This is a genomic window from Bacillus sp. BB51/4, from assembly GCF_008368845.1.
GTDB lineage: Bacteria > Bacillota > Bacilli > Bacillales > Bacillaceae_G > Bacillus_A > Bacillus_A wiedmannii.
Map to the genome: position 1 here is coordinate 1 of NZ_QOSC01000002.1, position 24,390 is coordinate 24,390.

At 36.9% G+C, this 24,390-nt stretch carries 26 protein-coding genes and 4 tRNA genes; 3 read left to right on the forward strand and 27 right to left on the reverse strand.

Annotated elements, in window-relative coordinates; translation table 11 throughout:
• Positions 1 to 38: 38 nt before the first annotated feature.
• The 5 genes from DN392_RS00810 to DN392_RS00830 form a co-directional block, all read right to left on the reverse strand.
• Positions 39 to 114: transfer RNA gene (locus DN392_RS00810), tRNA-Val, on the reverse strand.
• 4 nt (positions 115 to 118) lie between these two features.
• Positions 119 to 193, reverse strand: a tRNA-Glu gene (locus DN392_RS00815).
• Positions 194 to 201: 8 nt separating this feature from the next.
• Positions 202 to 292, reverse strand: a tRNA-Ser gene (locus DN392_RS00820).
• 3 nt (positions 293 to 295) lie between these two features.
• Positions 296 to 370 (reverse strand) — tRNA-Asn (locus DN392_RS00825).
• 114 nt (positions 371 to 484) lie between these two features.
• Positions 485 to 943 (reverse strand): SprT family protein, encoded by a 459-nt coding sequence (locus DN392_RS00830; RefSeq protein WP_000344253.1) that lies wholly within the window; start codon positions 941 to 943, stop codon positions 485 to 487.
• Positions 944 to 1,138: 195 nt separating this feature from the next.
• Here DN392_RS00830 and cmpA point away from each other — a divergent pair, with 195 nt between their 5' ends.
• The gene (gene cmpA / locus DN392_RS00835) at positions 1,139 to 1,255 is read left to right on the forward strand and encodes a cortex morphogenetic protein CmpA (RefSeq protein WP_001143642.1); all 117 of its coding nucleotides are present in this window, start codon (positions 1,139 to 1,141) and stop codon (positions 1,253 to 1,255) included.
• 58 nt (positions 1,256 to 1,313) lie between these two features.
• Here the strand turns inward: cmpA and DN392_RS00840 are convergent, their stop codons facing one another.
• From DN392_RS00840 to acpS, 6 genes are all read right to left on the reverse strand, one after another.
• The gene (locus DN392_RS00840) at positions 1,314 to 3,482 is read right to left on the reverse strand and encodes a Tex family protein (protein ID WP_000426248.1); all 2,169 of its coding nucleotides are present in this window, start codon (positions 3,480 to 3,482) and stop codon (positions 1,314 to 1,316) included.
• 68 nt (positions 3,483 to 3,550) lie between these two features.
• Positions 3,551 to 3,901, reverse strand: coding sequence for a type II toxin-antitoxin system endoribonuclease NdoA (gene ndoA / locus DN392_RS00845; RefSeq protein ID WP_000635963.1), 351 nt, complete (start codon positions 3,899 to 3,901; stop codon positions 3,551 to 3,553).
• Between the two features lie 4 nt (positions 3,902 to 3,905).
• On the reverse strand, positions 3,906 to 4,193 hold the full coding sequence (locus DN392_RS00850) for an antitoxin EndoAI (RefSeq protein ID WP_000004570.1): 288 nt from the start codon (positions 4,191 to 4,193) through the stop codon (positions 3,906 to 3,908).
• Positions 4,194 to 4,502: 309 nt separating this feature from the next.
• Complete coding sequence (gene alr, locus DN392_RS00855) at positions 4,503 to 5,672, reverse strand: alanine racemase (RefSeq protein WP_000390587.1); 1,170 nt, start codon at positions 5,670 to 5,672, stop codon at positions 4,503 to 4,505.
• 118 nt (positions 5,673 to 5,790) lie between these two features.
• A complete protein-coding gene (locus DN392_RS00860; protein ID WP_002096914.1) occupies positions 5,791 to 6,741 on the reverse strand; it encodes a LolA family protein in 951 nt (316 codons plus the stop codon).
• Positions 6,742 to 6,897: 156 nt separating this feature from the next.
• A complete protein-coding gene (gene acpS / locus DN392_RS00865) occupies positions 6,898 to 7,257 on the reverse strand; it encodes a holo-ACP synthase (RefSeq protein ID WP_048567272.1) in 360 nt (119 codons plus the stop codon).
• Positions 7,258 to 7,349: 92 nt separating this feature from the next.
• Between acpS and DN392_RS00870 the strand changes: the two genes are divergently transcribed.
• Positions 7,350 to 7,922: a rhomboid family intramembrane serine protease gene (locus DN392_RS00870; protein WP_000906928.1), complete on the forward strand. Its 573-nt coding sequence runs from the start codon at positions 7,350 to 7,352 to the stop codon at positions 7,920 to 7,922.
• On the opposite strand, the gene uvsE is transcribed toward DN392_RS00870, so the two are convergent.
• The 14 genes from uvsE to DN392_RS00945 form a co-directional block, all read right to left on the reverse strand.
• Positions 7,915 to 8,877: a UV DNA damage repair endonuclease UvsE gene (gene uvsE, locus DN392_RS00875; RefSeq protein ID WP_000961179.1), complete on the reverse strand. Its 963-nt coding sequence runs from the start codon at positions 8,875 to 8,877 to the stop codon at positions 7,915 to 7,917. The genes DN392_RS00870 and uvsE overlap by 8 nt on opposite strands.
• A 92-nt stretch (positions 8,878 to 8,969) precedes the next feature.
• Complete coding sequence (gene cshA / locus DN392_RS00880) at positions 8,970 to 10,556, reverse strand: degradosome RNA helicase CshA (protein ID WP_000206596.1); 1,587 nt, start codon at positions 10,554 to 10,556, stop codon at positions 8,970 to 8,972.
• A 305-nt stretch (positions 10,557 to 10,861) separates the two neighbouring features.
• Positions 10,862 to 12,238: a UDP-N-acetylmuramoyl-tripeptide--D-alanyl-D-alanine ligase gene (gene murF / locus DN392_RS00885; RefSeq protein WP_048567273.1), complete on the reverse strand. Its 1,377-nt coding sequence runs from the start codon at positions 12,236 to 12,238 to the stop codon at positions 10,862 to 10,864.
• A gap of 60 nt (positions 12,239 to 12,298) precedes the next feature.
• On the reverse strand, positions 12,299 to 13,384 hold the full coding sequence (locus DN392_RS00890; protein ID WP_000161439.1) for a D-alanine--D-alanine ligase: 1,086 nt from the start codon (positions 13,382 to 13,384) through the stop codon (positions 12,299 to 12,301).
• 369 nt (positions 13,385 to 13,753) lie between these two features.
• Positions 13,754 to 15,025, reverse strand: coding sequence for an MDR family MFS transporter (locus DN392_RS00895; RefSeq protein ID WP_000799712.1), 1,272 nt, complete (start codon positions 15,023 to 15,025; stop codon positions 13,754 to 13,756).
• Between the two features lie 108 nt (positions 15,026 to 15,133).
• Positions 15,134 to 16,549 (reverse strand): branched-chain amino acid transporter BcaP, encoded by a 1,416-nt coding sequence (locus DN392_RS00900; RefSeq protein ID WP_000809356.1) that lies wholly within the window; start codon positions 16,547 to 16,549, stop codon positions 15,134 to 15,136.
• A 230-nt stretch (positions 16,550 to 16,779) separates the two neighbouring features.
• Complete coding sequence (locus DN392_RS00910; RefSeq protein WP_048567274.1) at positions 16,780 to 17,952, reverse strand: homogentisate 1,2-dioxygenase; 1,173 nt, start codon at positions 17,950 to 17,952, stop codon at positions 16,780 to 16,782.
• Complete coding sequence (locus DN392_RS00915) at positions 17,918 to 18,874, reverse strand: fumarylacetoacetate hydrolase family protein (protein ID WP_048567275.1); 957 nt, start codon at positions 18,872 to 18,874, stop codon at positions 17,918 to 17,920. The genes DN392_RS00910 and DN392_RS00915 overlap by 35 nt, the downstream gene beginning before the upstream one ends.
• 66 nt (positions 18,875 to 18,940) lie before the next feature.
• Positions 18,941 to 20,059 (reverse strand): 4-hydroxyphenylpyruvate dioxygenase, encoded by a 1,119-nt coding sequence (hppD, locus tag DN392_RS00920; protein ID WP_000810916.1) that lies wholly within the window; start codon positions 20,057 to 20,059, stop codon positions 18,941 to 18,943.
• 310 nt (positions 20,060 to 20,369) lie between these two features.
• Positions 20,370 to 20,480: a DUF3948 family protein gene (locus tag DN392_RS00925; RefSeq protein ID WP_001083700.1), complete on the reverse strand. Its 111-nt coding sequence runs from the start codon at positions 20,478 to 20,480 to the stop codon at positions 20,370 to 20,372.
• Between the two features lie 42 nt (positions 20,481 to 20,522).
• Positions 20,523 to 20,630, reverse strand: a complete 108-nt coding sequence (locus tag DN392_RS00930) for a DUF3948 family protein (RefSeq protein ID WP_000664237.1) — start codon at positions 20,628 to 20,630, stop codon at positions 20,523 to 20,525.
• A 41-nt stretch (positions 20,631 to 20,671) separates the two neighbouring features.
• The gene (locus DN392_RS00935; RefSeq protein WP_088321371.1) at positions 20,672 to 20,779 is read right to left on the reverse strand and encodes a DUF3948 family protein; all 108 of its coding nucleotides are present in this window, start codon (positions 20,777 to 20,779) and stop codon (positions 20,672 to 20,674) included.
• Positions 20,780 to 20,821: 42 nt separating this feature from the next.
• Positions 20,822 to 20,938, reverse strand: coding sequence for a DUF3948 family protein (locus DN392_RS00940; RefSeq protein WP_000654250.1), 117 nt, complete (start codon positions 20,936 to 20,938; stop codon positions 20,822 to 20,824).
• A gap of 35 nt (positions 20,939 to 20,973) precedes the next feature.
• Entirely contained in the window at positions 20,974 to 21,081 is a 108-nt protein-coding gene (locus tag DN392_RS00945) for a DUF3948 family protein (RefSeq protein ID WP_000664237.1), read from the reverse strand.
• Positions 21,082 to 21,532: 451 nt separating this feature from the next.
• Between DN392_RS00945 and DN392_RS00950 the strand changes: the two genes are divergently transcribed.
• A complete protein-coding gene (locus DN392_RS00950) occupies positions 21,533 to 22,405 on the forward strand; it encodes a Cof-type HAD-IIB family hydrolase (protein WP_088321372.1) in 873 nt (290 codons plus the stop codon).
• 37 nt (positions 22,406 to 22,442) lie between these two features.
• On the opposite strand, the gene DN392_RS00955 is transcribed toward DN392_RS00950, so the two are convergent.
• Entirely contained in the window at positions 22,443 to 23,408 is a 966-nt protein-coding gene (locus DN392_RS00955) for an ABC transporter ATP-binding protein (RefSeq protein WP_001294507.1), read from the reverse strand.
• Positions 23,405 to 24,385 (reverse strand): ABC transporter ATP-binding protein, encoded by a 981-nt coding sequence (locus DN392_RS00960; protein WP_000030796.1) that lies wholly within the window; start codon positions 24,383 to 24,385, stop codon positions 23,405 to 23,407. The genes DN392_RS00955 and DN392_RS00960 overlap by 4 nt, the downstream gene beginning before the upstream one ends.
• Positions 24,386 to 24,390: the final 5 nt, after the last annotated feature.

Sequence of the window (24,390 nt, forward strand, 5' to 3'; positions counted from 1 at the left end):
TGCTCCACCCCGCGATGATACTATTTATATAATTTATATGGTGGAGGATGACGGGATCGAACCGCCGACCCCCTGCTTGTAAGGCAGGTGCTCTCCCAGCTGAGCTAATCCTCCGAAGTGGTGACCCGTACGGGATTCGAACCCGTGTTACCGCCGTGAAAGGGCGGTGTCTTAACCACTTGACCAACGGGCCAGTATGTATGGCAGAGAAGAAGGGATTCGAACCCTCGCACCGCGTTAGCGATCTACTCCCTTAGCAGGGGAGCCCCTTGAGCCACTTGGGTACTTCTCTGTATGGCTCCGCAGGTAGGACTCGAACCTACGACCGATCGGTTAACAGCCGATAGCTCTACCACTGAGCTACTGCGGAATAATAAAGACAATTTGTATCTTATAAAATTTCTTATCGTAAGTCAAGATGTTTTTTCTCAACATCTTGTACAAACGTGACATGTTTATAATATACTGGATTGCGTTTTCACTGTCAAGATGTTTTCTTTATCAGGTTCAGTTTCCCTTTACACTTTCCGCAGACATATCTTTTTGTATTTATTTGACGTCTTCTTACATATTGAAGCAAACAGCCCATACATTCATACGTATAAACCTTTTTTTCCTTCTCTTCATTAATTATTCGTTTACAGAAGCGTGGCGCATCAACTTCTTTCAACAATTCACGAAAATCTCTATCCCGGTGCTTATAGCCCCTTCCTGTAATATGTAAGTGATAATGACAAAGCTCATGTTTAATGATTCCGACTAACTCTTCTTTCCCATACATTTCGTAATATCGATAATTCAGTTCAATATTGTGTGTATTCAATAGATAACGTCCACCAGTTGTACGCAACCTACTATTGAACATAGCTCTATGTAAAAATGGCGTTCCGAAGTATTGTAGTGATACTTCTTCCACCAGACGCTGTATTTCTTGCTCATCCACTCTCATTCCTCCTAAACTAAAAAATATTTTTACACTTTTCTCCTCCCTTATACATATATTAAATAGTACATATACCCATCCTCATTCAAGAAGCGTGGTTTCTAAAAATATAGCATGAATAGAAATCCACTCACCAACCTCTCATCAATAGTACCTTACATTTTTGAGAGTAGGATTAAACAAGGAGGGATTCCTATGCCTACGTGGCTAAAAAAACAAATGCAACGCGCATATTTTGAAAAAAACCGGTATCAAATTAAATTACTAAATGAATGCTGGTTTTATTATAGCAAAATACATCAAAGCTCATAATCCATTACACGTTTTATCCCATAAAAAAAAGAGCAGTTTCATCTGCTCTCTTCTCTTACTATTCAATCGGCAACATGGATAGTGCAACGCGACCTTTTTTCGTATCAATATCATCTACCCATACCTTGACGATTTGTCCGACAGATACAATATCTAACGGATGCTTCACATACTGTTTGCTTAGTTTAGAAATATGTACTAAACCATCTTGTTTTACACCTACATCAACAAAAGCACCAAAATCAACAACGTTACGAACCGTTCCTTCCAGTTCCATACCACGTTTTAAATCTTCTAATTTCAAAATCCCTTTTTTCAGAAGCGGTTTAGGCAACTCATCCCTCATGTCTCGCTCTGGACTAATGAGCGCATCTATAATATCAACTAATGTTGGCTCCCCAACTCCCGTTTCTTGCGATAACTTAGAAATCTCCACTTCTTCTAAGCTCTTTTGTAATTGCAATTGCCCTACGTCATCTTTTGATAACCCTAGACTCTTCAATAACAACTCAACATTTTTATATTGTTCTGGATGAATACCCGTTCGATCTAACGGATTTGCCCCTTCTAATATACGTAAGAAACCTATGCATTGTTCATATGTCTTCGCACCTAGACGCGGTATTTTCTTTAAGTCTGTTCGTTTTGTAAATTTCCCTTCTTCTTCACGCTTTGCCACAATATTTTTCGCAACAGTTTTCGATAAACCCGAAACATATTGCAATAACGCAACTGAAGCTGTATTTACATTCACACCGACTTGGTTAACTGCCGTCTCTACTACAAATGTTAATGATTCATTCAACCTCTTTTGAGATACATCATGTTGGTATTGTCCAACCCCAACTGATTTAGGATCAATCTTCACAAGTTCAGCAAGTGGATCTTGCAGACGTCTCCCAATAGAAACAGCACTTCTTTCTTCAACCTGTAAATTCGGAAATTCCTCACGAGCTAAATCGGAGGCCGAATACACACTCGCACCAGCTTCGTTCACAATAATATAGAAGACTTCTTGTTTCACATTTTGTAATACATCAACTATAAATTCTTCCGATTCTCTAGAAGCTGTACCATTCCCAATCGCAATCATTTCAACTTGATATTTATCTATAATAGAAAGAACTTTCGTTTTTGCATCTTCATATTTACGAACAGGTGGATGCGGATAAATAACATCAATATATAGAACCTTCCCCGTATCATCTACAACAGCTAATTTACACCCCGTTCTATATGCAGGATCTAAAGCTAACACAACCTTTCCTTTCATTGGAGGTTGTAATAACAAATTACGTAAGTTCTCAGAGAAAATATGTATCGCTTGTTCCTCAGCTGTTTCTGTTAATTCTTTTCGAATCTCTCTTTCAATGGAGGATTGAATTAATCGTTTATAACCATCCTCAATTGCTAACTTTACATAATGTGCACTTTTAGAATCGTTATCACGAATTACTCTCTTATATAAGAAAGTTACTATCTCATCTACTGGTGGAACAACAGAAACTCTCAATATATCTTCTTTCTCACCGCGATTCATCGCTAATACACGATGCGGTACTACTTTCTGCAACGGTTCTTCATAACTGTAATACATTTCATATATATTCTTTTCATCTTTCTCTTCATCTTTTACGGACGAAGACATAACACCTTTTCTAAAAGTAACATTCCGAATCCAACTACGATAAGCTGCTTCATCTGAAACGATTTCTGCAATAATGTCTTGGGCACCTTGTAATGCTTCTTCTGCAGATTGCACTTCTTTCTCTGCGTTAATAAACTCCACTGCCTTCTGATTTGGATCTTCTTTCTTATATAACAATAACCATTCAGCTAACGGCTCTAGTCCTTTTTCTTTTGCAATCGTTGCTTTCGTTCTTCTTTTCTCTTTATATGGACGATATAAATCTTCTACTTCTTGCAACTTTACAGCTTTAACAATTTGCTGACGTAACTCTCCTGTCAGTTTCCCCTTCTCATCAATAAGACGAAGAACCTCTTCTTTCCTATCTTCAAGCTGCATCATATATTGCCATCTCTCTAAAATTGTACGAATTTGCACTTCATCTAAAGAACCTGTCCATTCTTTTCGGTAACGAGCAATAAATGGAACTGTGTTACCTTCTTCTGTTAATTGAATAACATGACGAACTTGCTTTTCGGTAAAGCCTAATTCCTTCACTAACATTTTCATTAACGCTTGTCGATTATCTACCATTTCCATATACAACCGTAACCTCCTCTATAATAAAAAAAAGTTGCCCTGTAAAGAGAGCAACTTAAACTGCCGATTTAAAAATCTATTAGTCCTAAACTAATTTGTAGCGCTTCATCTACACGAATCATCATCACTTCATCTAAGTGAGTGATTTTGTCCGTTAAGCGCTGCTTATCGATTGTTCGAATCTGCTCAAGTAAAATAACAGAATCTCTCTCAAAACCGTACTTTTTCGCATCAATTTCCACATGAGTGGGTAATTTAGCTTTTTGAATCTGTGCAGTAATAGCCGCTACAATCACCGTTGGACTAAAACGATTTCCGATGTCATTTTGAATGACAAGAACCGGACGAACGCCTCCTTGCTCAGAACCAACAACTGGGGAAAGGTCTGCAAAATACACGTCGCCGCGTTTTACAATCAAAATATTACCCCCCGCTAACTAAGCGTTCTACTGTATGAGCTGCTTCATACTCTGCTAAGAAAGCTTCCGATGCAATACCAAGATTAATTTTTCCCATTTCAATGTACCCACGTCGCATTGATTCATGTTGGTAGCGTTTCTTCGTCTTATGTTGACGCAATAACAGTTGTGTTGCCTGGCAAATTAGTTCATGGCGATTCTTATTCTCTTGTTTTCCAATTCCGTCCAATTCCGTTACCATTTGCTTTGGCAACCGAACCACGATTTCAGTAGTTACACTTGATTCGGACACAAAAATACACCTCCACCGTCAACTACACACCCAAATATATATATGACACCTATTGTAATAATACCATTGTATGGAGCCTGTTGCAAAGACTTCCTTATTCCTTGCTTATGTTTTCCAATTCACAAACAAAAAATTCATATTCTTTTATTTTTATCTTATTACAAACAAGAAACGAAAGAGTTTCCCCGCAAAATTCACGTTAAATTATGTTAAAAGTAATGATAAGTAAAAAGCTTCTCATCAAAAATGAGCTTATTCTTAACCAATGAACAGTCCTCTCAAACGACAAGAAGCAAACCATACTACCTTCTATATATTGTTCAAATAATTGATTACTTCTACAACCTTGCCGTGCCGTATGAATATTCTCGGCACTCGGAAGCTTATCGTTGCAATAATTTCATAATTAATAGTCCCAGAATATTCAGCAACCTCAGTAGCACTAATATACTCATCACCTTGTTTTCCAATGAGTGTAACTTTCGTACCAAGCGGCACTTCACAAGGAAGGTGTATCATGAATTGATCCATTGTTACTCGACCTACAATCGGTACCCTTTTACCATTTATAAGCACTTCGAACCCTTGTAATCTTCTAAGCCATCCATCTGCATATCCAATCGCAACAGTTGCAATCCATTCTTCCGTTTTCGTTCGGTAAGTGACGTTATAACTAATCCCATCCCCTTTAATCACCTGTTTAATATGAGCAACTTTCGTATGCAGTGATAGCGCTGGTTCTAATTTAAACGGTAAAAAAGGGCGTATTTCTACAGACGGGGATAACCCATACATCGCAATGCCAATTCGTACTGCATTAAATGTAATCCCTTGAAAACGTAGCGTTGCAGCACTATTAGCTGTATGGACAAACTTAGGATCCACTCCGAACTCTTTCAACCAACTTAACTGCTGCAAAAATGTGTTATATTGCTTATCAAAGTAAGAAGTCTCCACCTCATCCGCTGTTGCAAAATGTGTATAAACTCCTTCTAATTCTAAAAATGGCGCACCTTCTAAACTCTTTAAAAATCCTTTTAATTCTTTTCGTTCGCGTATTCCAATTCTCCCCATACCACTATCGAAATTAATATGGTATTTCATTGTAGATGAACCATCCCAAAGTTTGATCGCTTCATCCACCCATTCTTTTTGAAAAACAGTTAACGCTACATCATTTTCAGCAGCTACATTGACATCACGAGGCGGGGAAGGACCTAACACTAGAATCGGCACAGTAATACCAGCCCTTCGAAGCACTAGAGCTTCATCTAAAAAGGCAACCGCTAACCTTGTCGCCCCTGCTTCTAATGCCGTTTTAGCTACCGGTACATAATCGTGTCCATATGCATTCGCCTTAACTACAGCAAAAATCTCTACATCACTTGGAATGAAATCTTTAATGTGTGTAATATTGTTATAGATCGCATCTAAATCCACTTCCACCCAAGTGTCACGGTAAAATGGTGCTTCTTCCATAAATACACTTCCTTATACACGATATGCGAAGCTTATTCTTTTATATGCTTCTTTTATGAAATCCACCCTTCAAACTAAGAAAAGACGTGGTGCACATATATCACCACGTCTAAGAAGTTTACTTCACTTGCTTCTCTGTAACTGAACGAGCAACCATTAATAGCTCCTTCGGCTCTAAACCTTTAGACACGAGCATATATTCTACTCCGTTATGCGACCACGTTAAAGAATCTTTCGTCAATGCCCCAATTGTAAAGCCAAGATCAACCAATTCTCCGCTCACACTTATCGCTGACGAAGCCTCTGCAACTTTTGCCTTTTCTTGTATCAAAGTAAAGGATTTCTTACTTCCAGTGTATGTGAGTATCGCACGCTTGCCACTGTCTGTCTTCAACTCTTTTTCATCTTTCAAAACCATACCTTGCGGCGTATCACGCGGATACAAAATAGCAAATGGTTTGTCTTCTTTCGCTGTCGTTTGAACATCTACTTGCGCTCTAGACATATTTTGTTTCGTATCAAATGCACCTTTATCAAATTTCGCATCAAATTTCACTTTTGAGAAATCTACTTTCACAAGAACATTTTGATCATTATCCATTAACTTCACCGAAACTGGTGTTAAATCACTTTTCTTCAATGTAATCTCTTGTTTCGGCAACATGTTTTGATGTTGATAGTTTGTTTTTGTTTTAAAAATATAATACTTATCTGTTTTTTCAAAAGTAAGGTTTTTCTTATCCTGCAAAATATCTCTCACAAGGGATTCATATAAATAAGCCTGGCTACTATTTTGCGGCCAATCACTTTGGAAACGGAAACTCTTATTAAGTGCTGGCGTTAATACAAATACCCCTTCTTCATTTCTTAAAATAATTTGGCTTTGATCTTTTTTCGCATTCTGCAAATTCACACGATAAAAAGAAGGTTCCTTATGCCATATTTCTACCTTGTACTCCTGAGGCTCATTCCCTGTTTTAATAGATAATTTTGCTTCAGCTTGATAACTTTTCATCCCTTTTACTTTCGCCTCTAAATCTCTCACAACATCATCTTGTTTCTTTTCCATACAACCCGCCAACACAAAAACGGTTAATAAACCGACAAGAACTAAAAACAGACGCCTTTTCATCACTTCAGCCCCTTTGCCCCTATAAATGAATGGAAGATGTACCTTCCTTATCGCTACATCAAATATATGAGACAAAGATATAAAATATGCAGACTAGCGTGACGAGCTTTCTAAAACAACTTGAGCAACAGCAAATTCCTTACTATGACTAATTGATAAATGAACAATATGCTCTGTACTTGTAACGAGAACCGGCTTACCTCTATCATCATTCCTTACTTCAATATCTAAAAAACTTACTTCTTTTCCAATACCAGTTCCTACCGCTTTTGAATACGCCTCTTTCGCTGCAAATCTTCCAGCTACAAACTCTGTAAGGCGACTTCCCTTCAGCTCCTTAGCAACATTACGTTCACTTTCAGTTAAAATACGCTCCATAAATTTAAGTTTTCCATCTAGCATTTTTTCAATTCGATTCAATTCAATAATATCGATTCCAATCCCTACAATCATTTCAAAATCCCCTTCTTCTATTTAGCTTTCTTTTTTCATATTGTAAGAATAACAGAGAATCTTTCTGATGCAAAAGGAGTGATACTCACAACATGCTAATACCTTCTGCCCGCATTTCCTTACAACCAATCGTCATCACTTTACTTCTCATACAATTAGTCACGATTATGTTAGGCGACTTTCTTCTCTTTCCCATGGCATCCTACAATGAATATATCGCTAAAGGAGAATGGTGGCGTCTCATAACTTCCTTACTTGTACATGTAGACTTACAACATTTCCTTTCTAATAGTATTTGTTTATTTGTGCTTGGCTCTTCTATTGAAAAACAACTAGGGCACTTTTCTTTCATCATTATTTTTTTCCTTTCTGGAATTCTTGGAAATATTTCTTCTTATCTCATTATGCCTCTTGAATATATTCATGCCGGGGCATCTGGTGGTATTTTCGGATTGCTAGGTGCACAATTATTTCTATTGTATAGTCGATATCGTTCTTCCAATCCAGGAGACATTGCTATTTTTTCAATCATAATATGTATATTACTACTATTCACTTTCTTTAATCCCTCCGCTAACCCTATAAGCCATTTAACAGGATTGATTATTGGTGGTATTTGCACTCCTTTATTAACAAAAAAATTCGATGGTGCAGAGCTTATTTAATATAAAAGCTCGCACCATCGACAATTTCTACATCTGTTTGTTTACTTAAATCTCTCATGAGTTGAAATAAAGACTCATCCTTCTTCTTCGCCTCAATCATACAATCAATTTGCGAAACACTTCCCTTTATCTTTTTTAAAAAAGATAAAAAAGTATCTACATCAATAAAGTCCGCATGCGCTCTCGGGTCTTTTCCCTCTCTAGGACTAGAAATATGCATTTTCACTGGTAACAAAGACGATCCCCACGTATGTACAACACGCGCCCAATCTTCATGCCAATCTTCTCGATCATTATTCATCATATGGTGATGCAAATCAAACACGACTGGAATATCTAATTTTTCACCTAAATACAATGTTTCTTCTAAAGAAAAGGTCGTATCATCATTTTCTAATATGACCATCTCTTGGATACTTCTTGGAACACTTGACCAATTTTCTATAAAGCGTTCTAATGCGAGTTCCTTATCTTTATAACCTCCACCCACATGTAATACGCATCGTTGCTTATGTTCAATCCCCATACCTTTTAATAATTTTTTATGCATCTGCAATGTCTTTACAGATTGTTTAAAAATATTCTCTTCAGGTGAATTCAGCACAACGAAATGATCTGGATGAAAATCAATACGCATATTCATTCGAATAGCGTAATCACCTAGTACTTTTAAATTTTCTTTTAAGGGACGAATATAGTTCCACTCTAACAACTCCTCATGATTCGCTAAAGGAACAAGCTTGGAACTAAGCCGAAAGAAAGATATATCATGCCCTTTATTATGCTTTAATAACCGTAAACAATTTTCTAAATTCGAATTAGCAATTCTTTCGAGTTTACGAATTGCAGCCTCTCGATCACCAATTCGTTGAAACTGCGCATATGTCATCGTTTGAGATGGAGATGCATTCTTTAAATGTACACTCATCGCAACATATCCAAGTCTTACAAGCATGTAGCACCTCTTTTCTACACAAGTTATTATGTAGTATGTACAATTACAGAAATAAAAAAAGAGAATGCCAGCAAAGGGCATTCTCTTTTTTATTAAGCTTGTGGACGGCTATGATGTTTTCTTTCGCCACGTCCATTTGAAGATCCAGGGCGACCTTGACCTTCACCTTTACGACCACGGCTACCACCATCACGATTGCGATCACGGTTACGGCCATCGCCACCACGGCTACCACCATCACGATTGCGATCACGGTTACGACCATCGCCACCGCCGCGTCCGTCACGACTACGATTACGGTTACCATCACGGTATCCGCCTCCGTTACCGCCGCGTTTTTTAGAACCGCCACCTCTTGAAACAACTGGTGGTTCTGACGTTAAAGCGATTGGAGTTGTATCTGGCTCTTTTGTCATCATTTTTAAAGCAGCAGCTACTACTGTTACAGAATCATTCTCTTCTAACATTTCTTCTGCAATACGCTTGTAGTATGATAAATTATCATTTTCAATTGTGCTTTGAAGTTTTTCAGCGATTAAACGTTGTTGACCTTCTAATGCCTCGTCAAGTGTCGGTGCTTCCATACGATCAACTTTACGTTTTGTAGTGCGCTCGATATTTTTTAATTGTCCTGATTCACGTGGTGTTACAAATAACATTGCAATACCTTTTTTACCTGCACGGCCAGTACGACCGATACGGTGAACGTATGATTCTGGATCTTGTGGGATATCGAAGTTATATACATGTGTTACGCCTGAAATATCAAGACCACGTGCAGCAACGTCTGTTGCAACAAGAACTTCAATAGCACCTTCTTTAAATTTACGTAATACAGACATACGCTTCGCTTGTGTTAAGTCACCGTGAATACCTTCTGCTGCATAACCGCGTAAGTTTAATGCTTCTGATAATTCATCAACACGACGCTTTGTACGACCGAATACGATTGCAAGCTCTGGAGATTGAATATCTAATAAGCGTGTTAACACGTCAAACTTTTTCTTTTCTTGCACTTCTAAATAGAACTGCTGAATGTTTGGCATTGTTACTTCTTTTGCTTTTACTTTAATGTGTTGAGGCTCAGTCATGAAACGCTCAGCAATACGACGGATTGGATCTGGCATTGTCGCTGAGAATAATAATGTTTGATGTGTATCTGGCACATCTGTTAAAATCGCTTCAATATCTTCAATGAAGCCCATGTTTAACATTTCATCCGCTTCGTCAAGAACAACTGTCTCTACGTTTTGTAAGCGAAGTGTTTTACGGTTAATATGATCTAAAATACGACCCGGCGTACCAACAATAATGTGTGGGTGTTTTTTTAGAGCACGAATTTGGCGGTTAATATCTTGACCACCATAGATTGGTAAAATACGAACGCGTTTATGTTTACCAATTTTGTACAGCTCTTCTCCAACTTGAATTGCTAATTCACGCGTTGGCGCGATAACAATACCTTGAACTGCTTCTTTATTTGTATCCACTTTATCTAATAGTGGTAATCCGAATGCTGCTGTTTTCCCTGTACCTGTTTGTGCTTGCCCAATAATATCCTTACCTTGCAATGCATGTGGAATTGTTTCAGCTTGAATCGGCGTAGCCTCTTCAAAGCCCATACTTTCAACAGATTGTAGTAAAGACTCACTTAATCCTAATTCTCGAAATGTTGTCAATGTTACTTCTCCTTTTCTATCCTATACTTATCATTTAAAAAAAGGCGTTTTCCGAATTTGCGGAAAAGCCCTTTTCCTGAATGCTCACGTATATAAACGGGCGTATATTCTTCGCGAAAATACTTCTAAACGTTATTACACTTTATCAATTATAAGTTTTGTATGTGCAAAAAGCAAACCCAACTGTTACCTTATTTTCATATTCAGAGTTTTTTTCTTCACTTTTATTTTTTTATATTTACTGTAAGCGCTTATTATAAGTTTCTTCTATTTTCGCATCTATCATCCCTATTTATATACACCAATTATTTCAACATCGTAATTACTTCTTCCAATTTCATGCCGCGAGATGCTTTTATTAATACAACATCTTTCACATCAACTACTGCTTGTAACTCTTTTACTAGCTCTTCTTTATTATCATACGCTTTTACACGCTCAATAGGGAAATTAATTTTCGCTCCTTCAGCAATTTGAGCCCCTAATTTACCATATGTGAACACATATGCAATTTTTGCTGGATCGATTAATTTACCGACTTCATAATGAAACTGTACTTCTTGATTTCCAAGCTCTAACATATCACCGAGTACAACGATCTTCTTAGCAAATCCATCTAAACCGTTCATTAAGTGGAATGCTGCTTCCATAGCTGTCGGACTTGCATTATAAGCATCATTGATAATTGTTAATCCACTATCCGTTTTTACAATTTCCATACGCATGCCCGTCATTTGAAGTGTTACTAAACCTTGTTTCATTTCTTCCCATGTTACACCAAAATGTTTTGCAATTGCCATTGAAGCAAGCGTATTATACACATTATGTTTCCCCAATACTGGTAAGTAGAATGAAATATTTTCTTCTCTATTCATTTTAAAATGTGTCCCAGTTGCCTGTAATGTTACAGTCGTTGGATAGTAATCATTTGCTCTAGCATCACCAAAAGTAACTTTTTCAGCTATTAAATTCATTTCAGGAACACGATTTGTTAATAATGGCTCATCTCCGTTATATACGAACACTCCACCTTCTTGTAATCCTGTCACAATTTCTAATTTCGCTTCAGCAATTGCCTCACGAGAGCCTAAGTCCATTAAATGTGCCTCACCAATGTTCGTAATGATAGCTGCATTTGGACGAGCTAACTTAGATAAGAATTCAATTTCCCCTCGGCTTGACATACCCATTTCTAATACAGCTACTTCTGTATTTTCTTCTAAGTTTAAAATAGTAAGAGGTAACCCGATATGGTTATTAAAGTTTCCTTCTGTTTTTTGAACTTTGAATTTAGTCGCAAGAAGACTTGTTACAATATCTTTTGTAGATGTTTTACCGTTACTCCCTGTCACACCAATAACTTTCACATCCAATTGATTGCGATAGTTTTTCGCTAACATTTGTAATGCTGATAACGTGTCTTCCACAAAAATAACGGGAAGATTCTCAGGTGGATTTGCTACATCTTTCATCCATAATGTCGCCACAGCTCCATTTTCAACGGCTTTATCTACAAAAGCATGTCCATCGAAACGTTCACCTTGAATCGGAACATATAGGTTGCCTTTTTCGATTTTTCTCGTATCAATAGACACTCCTTGTATAGTAATTCCCTCATATTGCTCTGCTAATCCCGTACCATTTACCATCTGTTCTACTTGTTTTAACGTTCGATTTATCATGAGAACACTCCTTACATAGAGGAAGCACTATTCCTGCGAATAGTGCTTCCTCCTTTTTTGTTAGATTGTATATTTAATTTTTTGTTTTTCTTCGTGACGCTCAATCGCTAAACGAATTAGCTCTTCAATTAATTCCGGATACGGTAATCCAGTATGTTGCCATAGTAGAGGGAACATACTAAACGGCGTAAACCCTGGCATCGTATTCACTTCGTTAATATATACTTCTCCATCTTTCGTTAAGAAGAAATCAGCTCTTGTTAAGCCAGCACTATCTAACGATTGGAATGCAATAATTGCATCTCGCTTAATGACATTAGACTCTTCTTCTGTCATTTCAGCCGGAATAATTAATGCTGTATCGCCATCGATATATTTCGACTTATAATCATAGAAGTCCTTTTTCGGTACGATTTCACCTACAACTGAACATTTCGGTTCATCATTACCTAATACACCAACTTCTACTTCACGTCCAACAATATTTTCTTCTACAATAATTTTGCGGTCAAATTGGAATGCCTCTTCAAATGCATTCTCAAGCTCTTCACGATTTTTACACTTATTAATGCCAACACTTGAACCAAGGTTTGCTGGTTTTACGAAGCAAGGATATCCTAAAACTTCTTCTACTTTTTCATATGCTGTTTCATAATCTTTTTCCCATGCACTACGAATAAACGATGCATACTTCGCTTGTTTCAATCCAGCTTCTGCGAAGATGTTTTTCATAACAACTTTATCCATACCAGCAGCAGATGCTAGAACACCATTTCCTACATAGGGAATGTTCATTAATTCTAATAATCCTTGAACCGTTCCATCTTCACCATTTGGTCCATGTAATAATGGGAAAATAACGTCGATAGCATTTTCCTCAGAAGCTGCAGATGGAATGATTTCTGTGCTTAATGATAACGGAGAAATCGCATTTTCTGCGCCGCTCATTTTTAGAACTTCAACATCTGTTACTTCACCTTCAATACGCTCACCGCGCACCCACTGACCTTGTTCTGTAATATAAATTGGATGAATCTCGAATTTATCTTGATTTAATGCTTTAATAGCAGCAAGAGCCGTTTGTAGCGAAACTTGATGCTCAGCTGATTTTCCACCATATAATAAACCTAATTTAATTTTTGTCACTGAAATCACCCTAACCAATTGTTTTCATTTTTCTATTTTAGCACTTTTTATAAAAATAGGTAGTTCCTATTTGAAATAAAATGTAACTTCCACAAATAATTAAATGACACCACTTATTGGTTTTCTATACTTTTTCTACTTAACTTTCTTCATAAATATACAAAATTAAATTCTAAAATACAGTGAAAATTTAATTAACGAGGGGCCATCCCCACTAATTATCAGCCCGCACCAATCGGACAGTTATCTCCCGCCGAATTTTGAGGTGGAAGTCTTACTGCCCACAAATAGCGGGATAAAATTGTAATCCAATCTAGTTATGTACCTAAAATATGTAGAAATCCCCTTTTTGTGTATGTCATCTACTCATTAAGAAGATTGTTTGGTCAGTGTGCCTTTTTGCCTTTGCTCAACGAGACGATCTAAAGAAACATATACAATACCTGCAACTACACATCCTACAGCTAAAATTGTAAATAGAAAGTGGCCAAGTAATCGATCCAATAAAAAACCGCCCAGAAGTGGACCGAATGCGCCTCCTGTAATCCACTGCAAACTGGCAGCTCCCATATAAGTCCCTCTCAAGTGCTCAGGGGCCAAATTCGCTACAAACGTCATCTGTACAGGCGACATAATCATCTCACCTAACGTATATATAGCATAAACGAACAGCAACGTTATTAAAATAATCGTAGCATTTGCATCAAATTCTCCAAACCACTTCGGTAACCATCCTATAAAGAACAAACCAACTCCGAACAAACATGCACCATATAACATCGTCTTTCCGACAGGTTTATCTGTGGCCCATTTTGAAATTTGAAATTGGAACAACACAACTAATAGTCCATTTAAAGCCATTAAATATGGATATGGATTGTTAGTTCCAAAAATGCCTTTCATTTCATTATCAAAGTGCAGCGGTAACATGCCCTCTGTTTGAGAAAATCCCATCGAAATAATGATACCTGCTAACAAATAAATCATTAGTGCCTTATCTCTCATTACAATTTTCCAAACCGCCTCTGATTCCTTTTCTTTATTTTCTTCTTTATTCGCACTCTTTGGCATTGTCTCTTGAATAAGAATGAATACAAGTAATGCATAAAATAACATCGTAGACGAGGCAATAATAAACACAAGGTTCTTCGACAACATAACTACTGAAACACCCATTATCGGGCCAATTGCAGCACCTATATTGTGCCCCATTCGTAATAAACCATATGCTTCTGTTCTTTTTTCAGGTGCTGTTACATCCGCAACCATTGCTGATGCAGCGGGATGGAACAATGAATTACTGAGCCCTAAAAAAATAGATAAAATAGCATAAGGAATAAATCCTTCTATAAATAAAAAACCTAGCATGAACAAAGCATTACTCACCATTGAAAAAATCATTATTGGCTTTCTTCCATATATATCAGCAATCCTCCCACCAAGAAGAGAACCGAAACTTGCGGCAATCGGAGAAAGTGCCATAATAACCCCTACTTCCAATAACGAATCCACCTTATCTTTTAAATATAGGGCAAAAAAAGGCATCAACATCATCATTGCAATTCCATTTAACGTTTCGCCAATAAACCGAATCCATATGTTTCGGTCCATCTCCCTTAACTCACGCCACGTATTTTTCATACATTCCCCCCTCAGTTCCCCAACAATTATATTATATACACAATCAGAAAAATGTAAATTTTCAGAATAAAAAATCCATCCTAACAGAATTAGAATGGATTTTTTAACTTATAAATTTGCTGCATCTTCTTCGTCTTTACTATTATTTAAAGCACTATGTTTTCGGCTATATAAGAAGTAAACCGCAATACCGATAACCATCCATACCCCAAAACTAATCCAAGCAGTTCCGGATAACTGAAGCATTAAATATAAACAAAAAATCACCGTTAATGCTGGTAAAAATGGTACAAGCGGTGCCTTAAATGCTCTTGGTAAATCCGGATGAGTTCTTCTCATTACAATAACAGCAACAGCTACAAGTGCAAAGGCTGATAAAGTCCCCATATTTACAAGATGCGCTAACACATTTAAATCTATTAATCCTGAAATAAGTGCTGCAATAATTCCTGTTGTCCATGTATTTAAAAATGGTGTTTTAAATTTTGGATGGACTTTAGCAAGGCGCTTCGGCAATAATCCATCTCTACTCATTGCATACGAAACACGTACTTGCCCATACATCATAACTAACATTACTGTTGTGATTCCTGTAATTGCTCCTACTGAAATTACTCCCGCTAAACTATCTTGTCCAATAAATTGAAGTGCAAAAGCAACTGGATCTGATATATTTAACTGTCCGTATGGAACAATTCCTGTCAAAATAAGTGAAACAACAATATAAAGAACCGTACAAATTAATAAAGATGCAATAATGCCAATTGGTAAATCACGTTGTGGACGTTTCACTTCTTCTGCTGCCGTTGAAACTGCATCAAACCCTATGAATGCAAAAAACACTGTAGCAGCTCCAGCCATTACACCATCTAAGCCAAACGGCATAAAAGGTGTCCAATTTTCAGGTTTTACATAATTAAAACCAGCAAAGATAAATATGAGAACAACCGCTAATTTAATAAACACCATAATGTTATTTATTCGTGCACTTTCACGAACACCTCTAGATAAAAGAACTGTCATTACTAAAATAATTAGAACCGCAGGCAAATCAATTATTCCACCCTTTCCTGTACCAGGGGCCGAGGAGAGAATGGTAGGAATATGGATCCCAAATCCCTTTAATAAAGATTGAAAATAAGCGGACCAACCGTTTGCTACAGCAGATGTAGCGAGTAAATACTCAAGCATTAAGTCCCATCCAATTAAAAATGCGAATACCTCTCCCATCGTCGCATATGTGTACGTATACACACTGCCTGAGACAGGAACTGAAGAAGCGAATTCAGCATAACAAAATGCAGCAAAGGCACAGGCTAACGCGGCTATCGCAAATGATAATATAATAGCTGGTCCAGAATGTTTTGCTGCTACCACGCCCGTTAGAACAAAAATACCTGTTCCAACAATTGCCCCGATTCCAAGCATAGTTAAATCCAATGCACCCAATGTTCTTGCTAACGTCTTTTGCTTACTCTCTTGCATTAGCTTTGCAATAGGCTTCTTTTGAAAAATTTGCTTCATAGCATGCTCCTCCAAGTTTTAAATTTTCTGAAAATTTTTAATTCGCTTTTTATTTTACTCATTGCATTTTCCCCAGTCAATACTTTTGTCGAAATAAGTAGAAATCTTTCGGAACATACAATATCCTTATCGTTGTTTCTATATGTCTTTCCGTAATTTTTTTTGGTATTATTATACATGTCGATTCCACAAAAGAGGCATGCTCACTTATTGAGCATGCCTCTTTTTACCTATTTCACAGTATGTGAACCTTCTTCAATCCAGCTATACATATATTTTTCATCTTCTGTTTCACGTGCTTGCTTTACAATACGAAGCGGACGGAACGTGTCTATCATAACAGCTAGTTCAAGTGTTTCTTTCTTCCCTATACTTCCCTCTGTTTTCCCAGGATGCGGCCCATGAGGAATTCCGCTCGGATGAAGTGTAATAGAACCTTCTTCCACACCTTTCCGGCTCATAAAGTTTCCTTCTACATAGTACAGTACTTCATCACTATTCACGTTACTATGATAATATGGTGCCGGAATAGATTCTGGATGATAGTCGTATAAACGTGGTACGAAAGAACAAATAACGAAATTGTGACCTTCGAACGTTTGATGTACTGGAGGTGGCTGATGAATACGACCTGTGATTGGTTCAAAGTCCTCTACATTAAAGACCCACGGATATAAATAGCCATCCCAACCAACAACATCTAACGGATGGTGCCCTAAAACATGTTTATGCATATAGCCTCGCGACTTTGTCATTACGACAAACTCACCTTTTTGATCATACGTCTCTAATTTTTCAGGACCACGAATATCTCTCTCACAAAACGGACTATGCTCTAACAATTGTCCATATTCATTCCGATAACGACGCGGCGTTGTGATTTGACTATTTGCCTCTACAACAAGAAACTTAGTCTCTCCTTCATCTGGAATAACACGATAAATCGTTCCAATTGGGATTGTTACATAATCACCTTTTCGATAGTGAATCGTTCCAAACATCGTTTCAATTTTCCCTGTTCCGTAATGAACAAATAACATTTCATCACCATCACCATTACGGTAGAAATAGTCCATTTTTTCTGTCGGAGCCACTACTCCAATTAATAAATCCTCATTCCCAAGCATAAAATTCCTTCCGCTTACTGCATCGCCAGTTTTTTTATTTTCTTTCGTGCGAAAATGACGATGAGCAAGAGCTACATCTTCTTCATACTGCAACTGACAAGAATGAGATAATGCCGCATGACCTACTTCCGTTGGCATATAATGATGGTACAAAATAGATTGCGTACCAGAAAAACCTTTTGTTCCCATTACCTGTTCGCGATAAAGCGACCCATCTTTTTTACGGAATTGTACATGTCGTTTATGAGGTAGCTCCCCCATGTGACGATAAAACATGCCCATCACCTGCTTCCATTTCTTTTTTGACCGTATTACGTAACGTACCTAAACCAGTAATCGTAAGTTCTACAACATCCCCATCTTGCAGCCACTCTTCCGTACCCAGTTCTAAAACACAACCTGTTCCTACTGTCCCAGAACCAATCACATCGCCTGGATATAACGTAACGTCTTCCGAAGCACGTTCAATCATTTCAGCAAATGTATAGTAAATATCTTGGAAGTTCCCCTTTGATAATAGCTTTCCATTTACATGAGCAGTCATCTCTAACTCATAATGGTCACCGTTACGATAAACATCCAATTCCTCTTTCGTAACAAGGTGCGCTCCTAATGAAGTTGCAAAATCTTTTCCTTTTGCTGGACCAAGTCCTACCTTCATTTCTGTTGCTTGTAAGTCCCTTGCACTCCAGTCGTTCATAATACAATAACCAAAAATGTATTCCTCTGCTTGCTCACGAGAAATATTTCTTCCTTCTTTCCCAATTACGCAAGCGATCTCTAACTCATAATCAAGCTTTTTAGATTTCTTCGGACCAATTACAAAATCATCTGGACCAATTACAGCACGATGGTTCGTAAAATAAAAAACCGGGATATCGTACCATTCAGGTACAACCTCTAGCCCTCTCCGGCCGCGGGCCGTTTTTACATGCTGTTCAAACGCGTAAAAATCCCGAATACTACTCGGATTAGGAATTGCCGCCGCTAATTGCACTTCCTCTAAGGAATATATACCCTTTTCCGGATTCTCCATATTACGCAATACTTCTACATACTCATCCGCTTTCTCTAAAAAGGCGAACATAGAAGAAGGTAATTTTCCATCGCTAGCAAGATTCATATCAATTACTTTGTCACCTTCAAGCCATCCAGCTCGCATTTCTTTCGAAGGAAGACGAAATGTAACAAATTTCATCATGATTCCTCCCTATAAAAATGAAATTTCCACCAGCAAAGAGACTTTTGCTGGTGGATACAAATCTTATAAGTTTCCGCGACGTTCCTGTTCTCTTTCAATTGATTCAAATAATGCTTTAAAGTTCCCTTCTCCAAATCCGCGAGAACCTTTACGTTGAATAATTTCAATAAATAAAGTTGGACGATCTACAATTGGTTTCGTAAAGATTTGTAGTAAGTATCCTTCCTCATCGCGATCTACTAAAATCTTTAATTCTTTTAACCTATCAATTTCTTCATCAATCTTCCCAACTCGCGCACTTAACTCATCATAATAAGTATCAGGTGTATCTAAAAACTCCACGCCATTTTCACGAAGCGCTTCCACTGTTTTAACGATATCGCTTGTTAATAAAGCAAGATGTTGTACACCTGCTCCATTATAGAATTCTAGATATTCTTGAATTTGCGATTTTCTCTTTCCATCTGCTGGCTCGTTAATAGGGAACTTAATACGACTTCCATTTGTCATAACTTTCGACATTAATGCTGAATACTCTGTACTAATATCGTCATCATCAAAATGAATCATTTGTTTAAAGCCCATAACATTCTCATAATAGCTAACCCATTCTTCCATTTTCTCAACATTACCAACTACGTGGTCTACAGCAATTAAACCTGACTCTTCAAATGGAATATTAAACTCCACCTGTTGGAATCCTGGCATAAATGTTCCTTTATAATTTTTACGCTCTACAAGCGTGTGAATTGTATCACCATACGTACCAATAACTGCTTTTTTCAATGTACCGTTCTCGTCTGTTAATTCCACAGGTGGAGCAATCGCGACGGCACCACGTTTCACAGCTTCCGAGTATGCTTTGTCAACATCGTCAACAAGTAAAGCAACATCTTTTACACCATCACCATGTGTCTTTACAAATTCTGCGATACGATTATCGCTACTTAAAGCTCCAGACACAACAAAACGCATATTTTTTTGCACAAGAACATAAGATACCTTTTCACGGTTACCAGTTTCTAATCCAGAGTAAGCCACAATTTTGAAACCGAATGCTCTCGCAAGGTAATAACTTGATTGCTTTGCATTTCCTACGTAAAATTCCAAATGATCTACATCACGTACCGGAAAAAAGTCCTCCATTTGTGCAGCTAGCGTATCCATAGATTTTTGTTTCATAAAATCCTCATCCCCCTGTAAATAGATTAAATGGTCCATACTTAAAACCAACCGAAAACGCTTCCAACATCAATTAATAGAAATTAGTTAGCAAGCTAACAAATTCTGACCTTTAAAATTTTCTATCTTTTCTGTCAAATTCCTCTTTTTTTCTTACATATAAAATTCGACTTTTTTCTCTTTACATGACGGAGGGAATATTAATACTTGAAGATATATATGAGAGGAAAACAAAAAAGACCCCAACATATTAACTACTTACTAATATGCTAGAGTCTTTATTTTTTTTGAATGATTGTATTTATATATCTCATACTAATACATTTGCAAGGAATAAAATAAATGATGTTAATACTACCGCTCCACCTAATGATCCTAATAAATCTGTTTTTGTTACTTGTAACACTTGTTCACTGTTCATATTCCTCATTCTCCTTTCATTTTGTAAGATTTAAAACTTCTATTATACTAATACACTTGATAGAAATACGATTAATGCCGTTAATACTACTGCTCCACTTGCTGATCCTACGAAGTCACCTTTTGTTACTTGTAATACTTGCTCTTTCATTTTGCATTCTCCTCTCTTTTTCTTTTATTACAAAACTTTTATTATACTAATACGCTTGATAGAAATACGATTAATGCCGTTAATACTACTGCTCCACTTGCTGATCCTACGAAGTCACCTTTTGTTGCTTGTAATACTTGCTCTTTCATTTTGCATTCTCCTCTCTTTTTTCTTTTATTACAAAACTTTTATTATACTAATACGCTTGATAGAAATACGATTAATGCCGTTAATACTACCGCTCCACTTGCTGATCCTACGAAATCACCTTTTGTTACTTGTAATACTTGCTCTTTCATATCTTTCATTCTCCCTTCATTTGTTTTTTGTTACAAAGCTTCTATTATACTAATACGCTTGATAGAAATACGATTAATGCTGTTAATACTACTGCTCCACTTGCTGATCCTACGAAGTCACCTTTTGTTACTTGTAATACTTGCTCTTTCATTTTATGTATCCTCCTTTTTAATAAGTTATCTATATGTAATTTCTAAGAAATGTTTATTTCATAGTTTTTATGTTAGCGTTACATTAAAGTTATTAACGTAACGTTTGTAACATTAATGTAACATAACTATTGTTACGTTGCAATATAATTACGTAAATTTTATTACACTTTTTTTACGTTTTTTTATAAACACCCTTAAAAACCCTATTTTAATGCACTTTCTACTAAGTTGAAGTTTGTAATGTTATTGTAATATTACAGTCATATAACGAAATACCTTCATACCTACCTCTATTTTTGTTACAAATTAAAGTGCATATTCAAAGTAATAAGATGACGCCTATCAAATTTTTACTGACGGTTCACGCGAGATAAAATACGATTTTTCCAAGATAAGTTTATATGTTTCCTCTATATAACTATGTATAATAAAAGCAAAGAGGTGGTCATTTTGAAATTAATCGCATTAGATATGGATGGTACGCTACTATCATCTAATCTTGAAATCTCCAAAGAGAACTTACAAGCTATCCAAACTGCAAAAGAGGCTGGTCATATAGTCATGATTTGTTCTGGTCGTGCAAAAGAGGATGCTTTGAAATTATTGGAAGAATATAAACTATCTCTTCCAGTTGGAGCGAGCAATGGGGCAATTGTTTATGTGGATGGAAAAGTAATTAACTCGCGTTGTTTACAAAATGATAAAGTATACAAGCTTGCAAAATTACTAGAATCTGAAGGTTTTCCTTATAAGCTATATACGAATAAAGGAGTTTATTCTCCATATACATGGCAAGATCAAGTCATGCAAGCGTTCGAAGAAAACAAGCATGCACTAGATGTTACACTTGAAGAACTTGAAAGAATTACAGAAAAACAAAAGAAATCAAACTTAATTACTGATTTTCAAAAAATCGAAGATGTTGTAAATAATCCAGAATTAGAAATATCTAAATTCTTCATTTTGACATTTAATGCAGCGCATCGTGCACAGCTATTAAGCATGTTACAAGAAGACACTGATATTTCAGTTACCGCATCAGCTCCTACTAATGTAGAAATTATGGATAAGCACGGTCATAAAGGGAACGGTCTACAAGAAATGGCTGCTTATCTCAATATACCAATTGAAGATACTATTGCAATCGGGGACAACTTTAATGATGTGCCAATGTTACAAGTAGCTGGCTTATCAGTTGCAATGGGAAATGCTGAAGAAGATGTAAAAAAACTATGTGATGTCGTAACATTAACAAATAATGAGCATGGGGTTGCTCACGCAATCGAGAAATTTGTATTGAAACAAACTTCATCTAGTAAATAAAAAAAGGACTCTTTCAATTTGAAAGGGTCCTTTTCTTTTATACATGATGACAAGCAACAAAATGCTCTTCACCAACATTACGGAATTCTGGTACCGTTTGTTTACAAATATCTGTTGCAAACGGGCAACGTGTATGAAAGCGACAACCCGAAGGTGGATTTGCTGGACTTGGAATATCACCCTCTAGTATAATCCGCTCTCGCTTCACTGTTGGATCTGGTATTGGCACAGCTGATAACAATGCTTTTGTATACGGATGAAGTGGGTTCGTAAATAACTCATCACGCGGCGCTGTTTCCACAATCGTTCCTAAATACATAATTCCAATTTTCGTACATAAGTGCTCTACTACGCTTAAATCATGTGAAATGAACAAATAAGATAGTCCCTTTTTCTCCTGTAACTCACTAAATAAATTAATGATCTGTGCTTGAATAGATACATCTAGTGCTGCCACAGGTTCGTCAGCTACAATAAATTCTGGATTTAATACCATTGCTCTTGCGATAACGATACGCTGACGTTGTCCACCAGAAAACTCATGAGGGTACCGGTCAATATGATATGGGGCTAAACCACATAACTCTAATACTTCTGTCACTTTTTCACGAACATTTTCTTTCGTCGCTAGTCCGTGAGCCAACATCGGCTCGCCAAGTGCTTCTCCAATTCTCATTCTCGGATTTAATGAGCTAAATGGATCTTGAAACACAAGCTGCATATTAGGACGATGTTTTCTCAATTCCTCTTTTGATAAAGAATGAACATCGTGTCCTTTAAACTTCACTTCTCCCTCCGTTTTTTGAACGAGACGTAAAATTGTTTTTCCTATCGTCGTTTTTCCGCTTCCTGATTCACCAACGAGACCGAACACTTCCCCTTTATTAATAGTAAAACTTACTCCATCAACTGCTTTTACATGTCCAACCGTTCTACTAAATATGCCGCCTTTAATCGGAAAATATGTTTTTAAGTTTTTTACTTCTAATAATGGTTCACTCATTGTTCCGCACGCTCCTCATATAACCAACAAGCTACTTTATGATTTTCATCATGTACATTCAGATTTGGCGCTTCTTCTTTACATATTTCCATACAATGCTCACAACGACCGCTAAAGTAGCAAAATTCATCCAAACCAACTAAATTAGGAACTTGCCCTGGAATAGAATATAGTTTATCTATTCGTTTTCCCATCACTGGTTTTGATTTCAACAAGCCCTTCGTATACGGGTGTTTCGGATTTTGGAATATCTCTAGTACTGGTGCTTCTTCAATCACTTTCCCACCATACATAACGACAACGTAATCAGCCATCTCAGCTACAACGCCTAAATCATGTGTAATTAATAAAATTGATGTTTTAAATTCCTCTTTTACTTGTCTTAATAAATCTAATATTTGAGCTTGAATTGTAACATCAAGAGCCGTTGTCGGTTCATCAGCAATTAATAACTTAGGATTACAACTAAGTGCAACAGCAATCATAATACGTTGTAACATTCCACCACTCAGTTCGTGCGGATAAGAGTGGACGATTTCATCCGCACGAGCTATGCCGACTTTACGAATTAACTCAATTGCCTTCTTATATGCTTCATTTTTACTAAGTAATTCATGCTCTCTTAACGTCTCTACAATTTGTTCACCTACAGTGAAGACAGGATTTAGCGATGTCATCGGCTCTTGGAAAATCATCGCAATATCATTTCCTCGTAAACTACGAAGCTCTTTCTCTTTCATTCCTAAAAGACTTTTTCCTTCATATAAAATATCCCCACCTACTACACTGCCTGATTCAGCAATAAGTCCCATAATGGATAAAGCTGTTACACTTTTCCCGCAACCCGATTCACCTACAACACAAACAGTTTCACCTTCTCGAACTGTAAAACTAACGTGATTCACAGCTTTTACTGTCCCTTCTTCTGTCTGAAAGTGTGTTTGTAAGTCTTTCAGCTCTACTACCGCTTTACTCATACCTT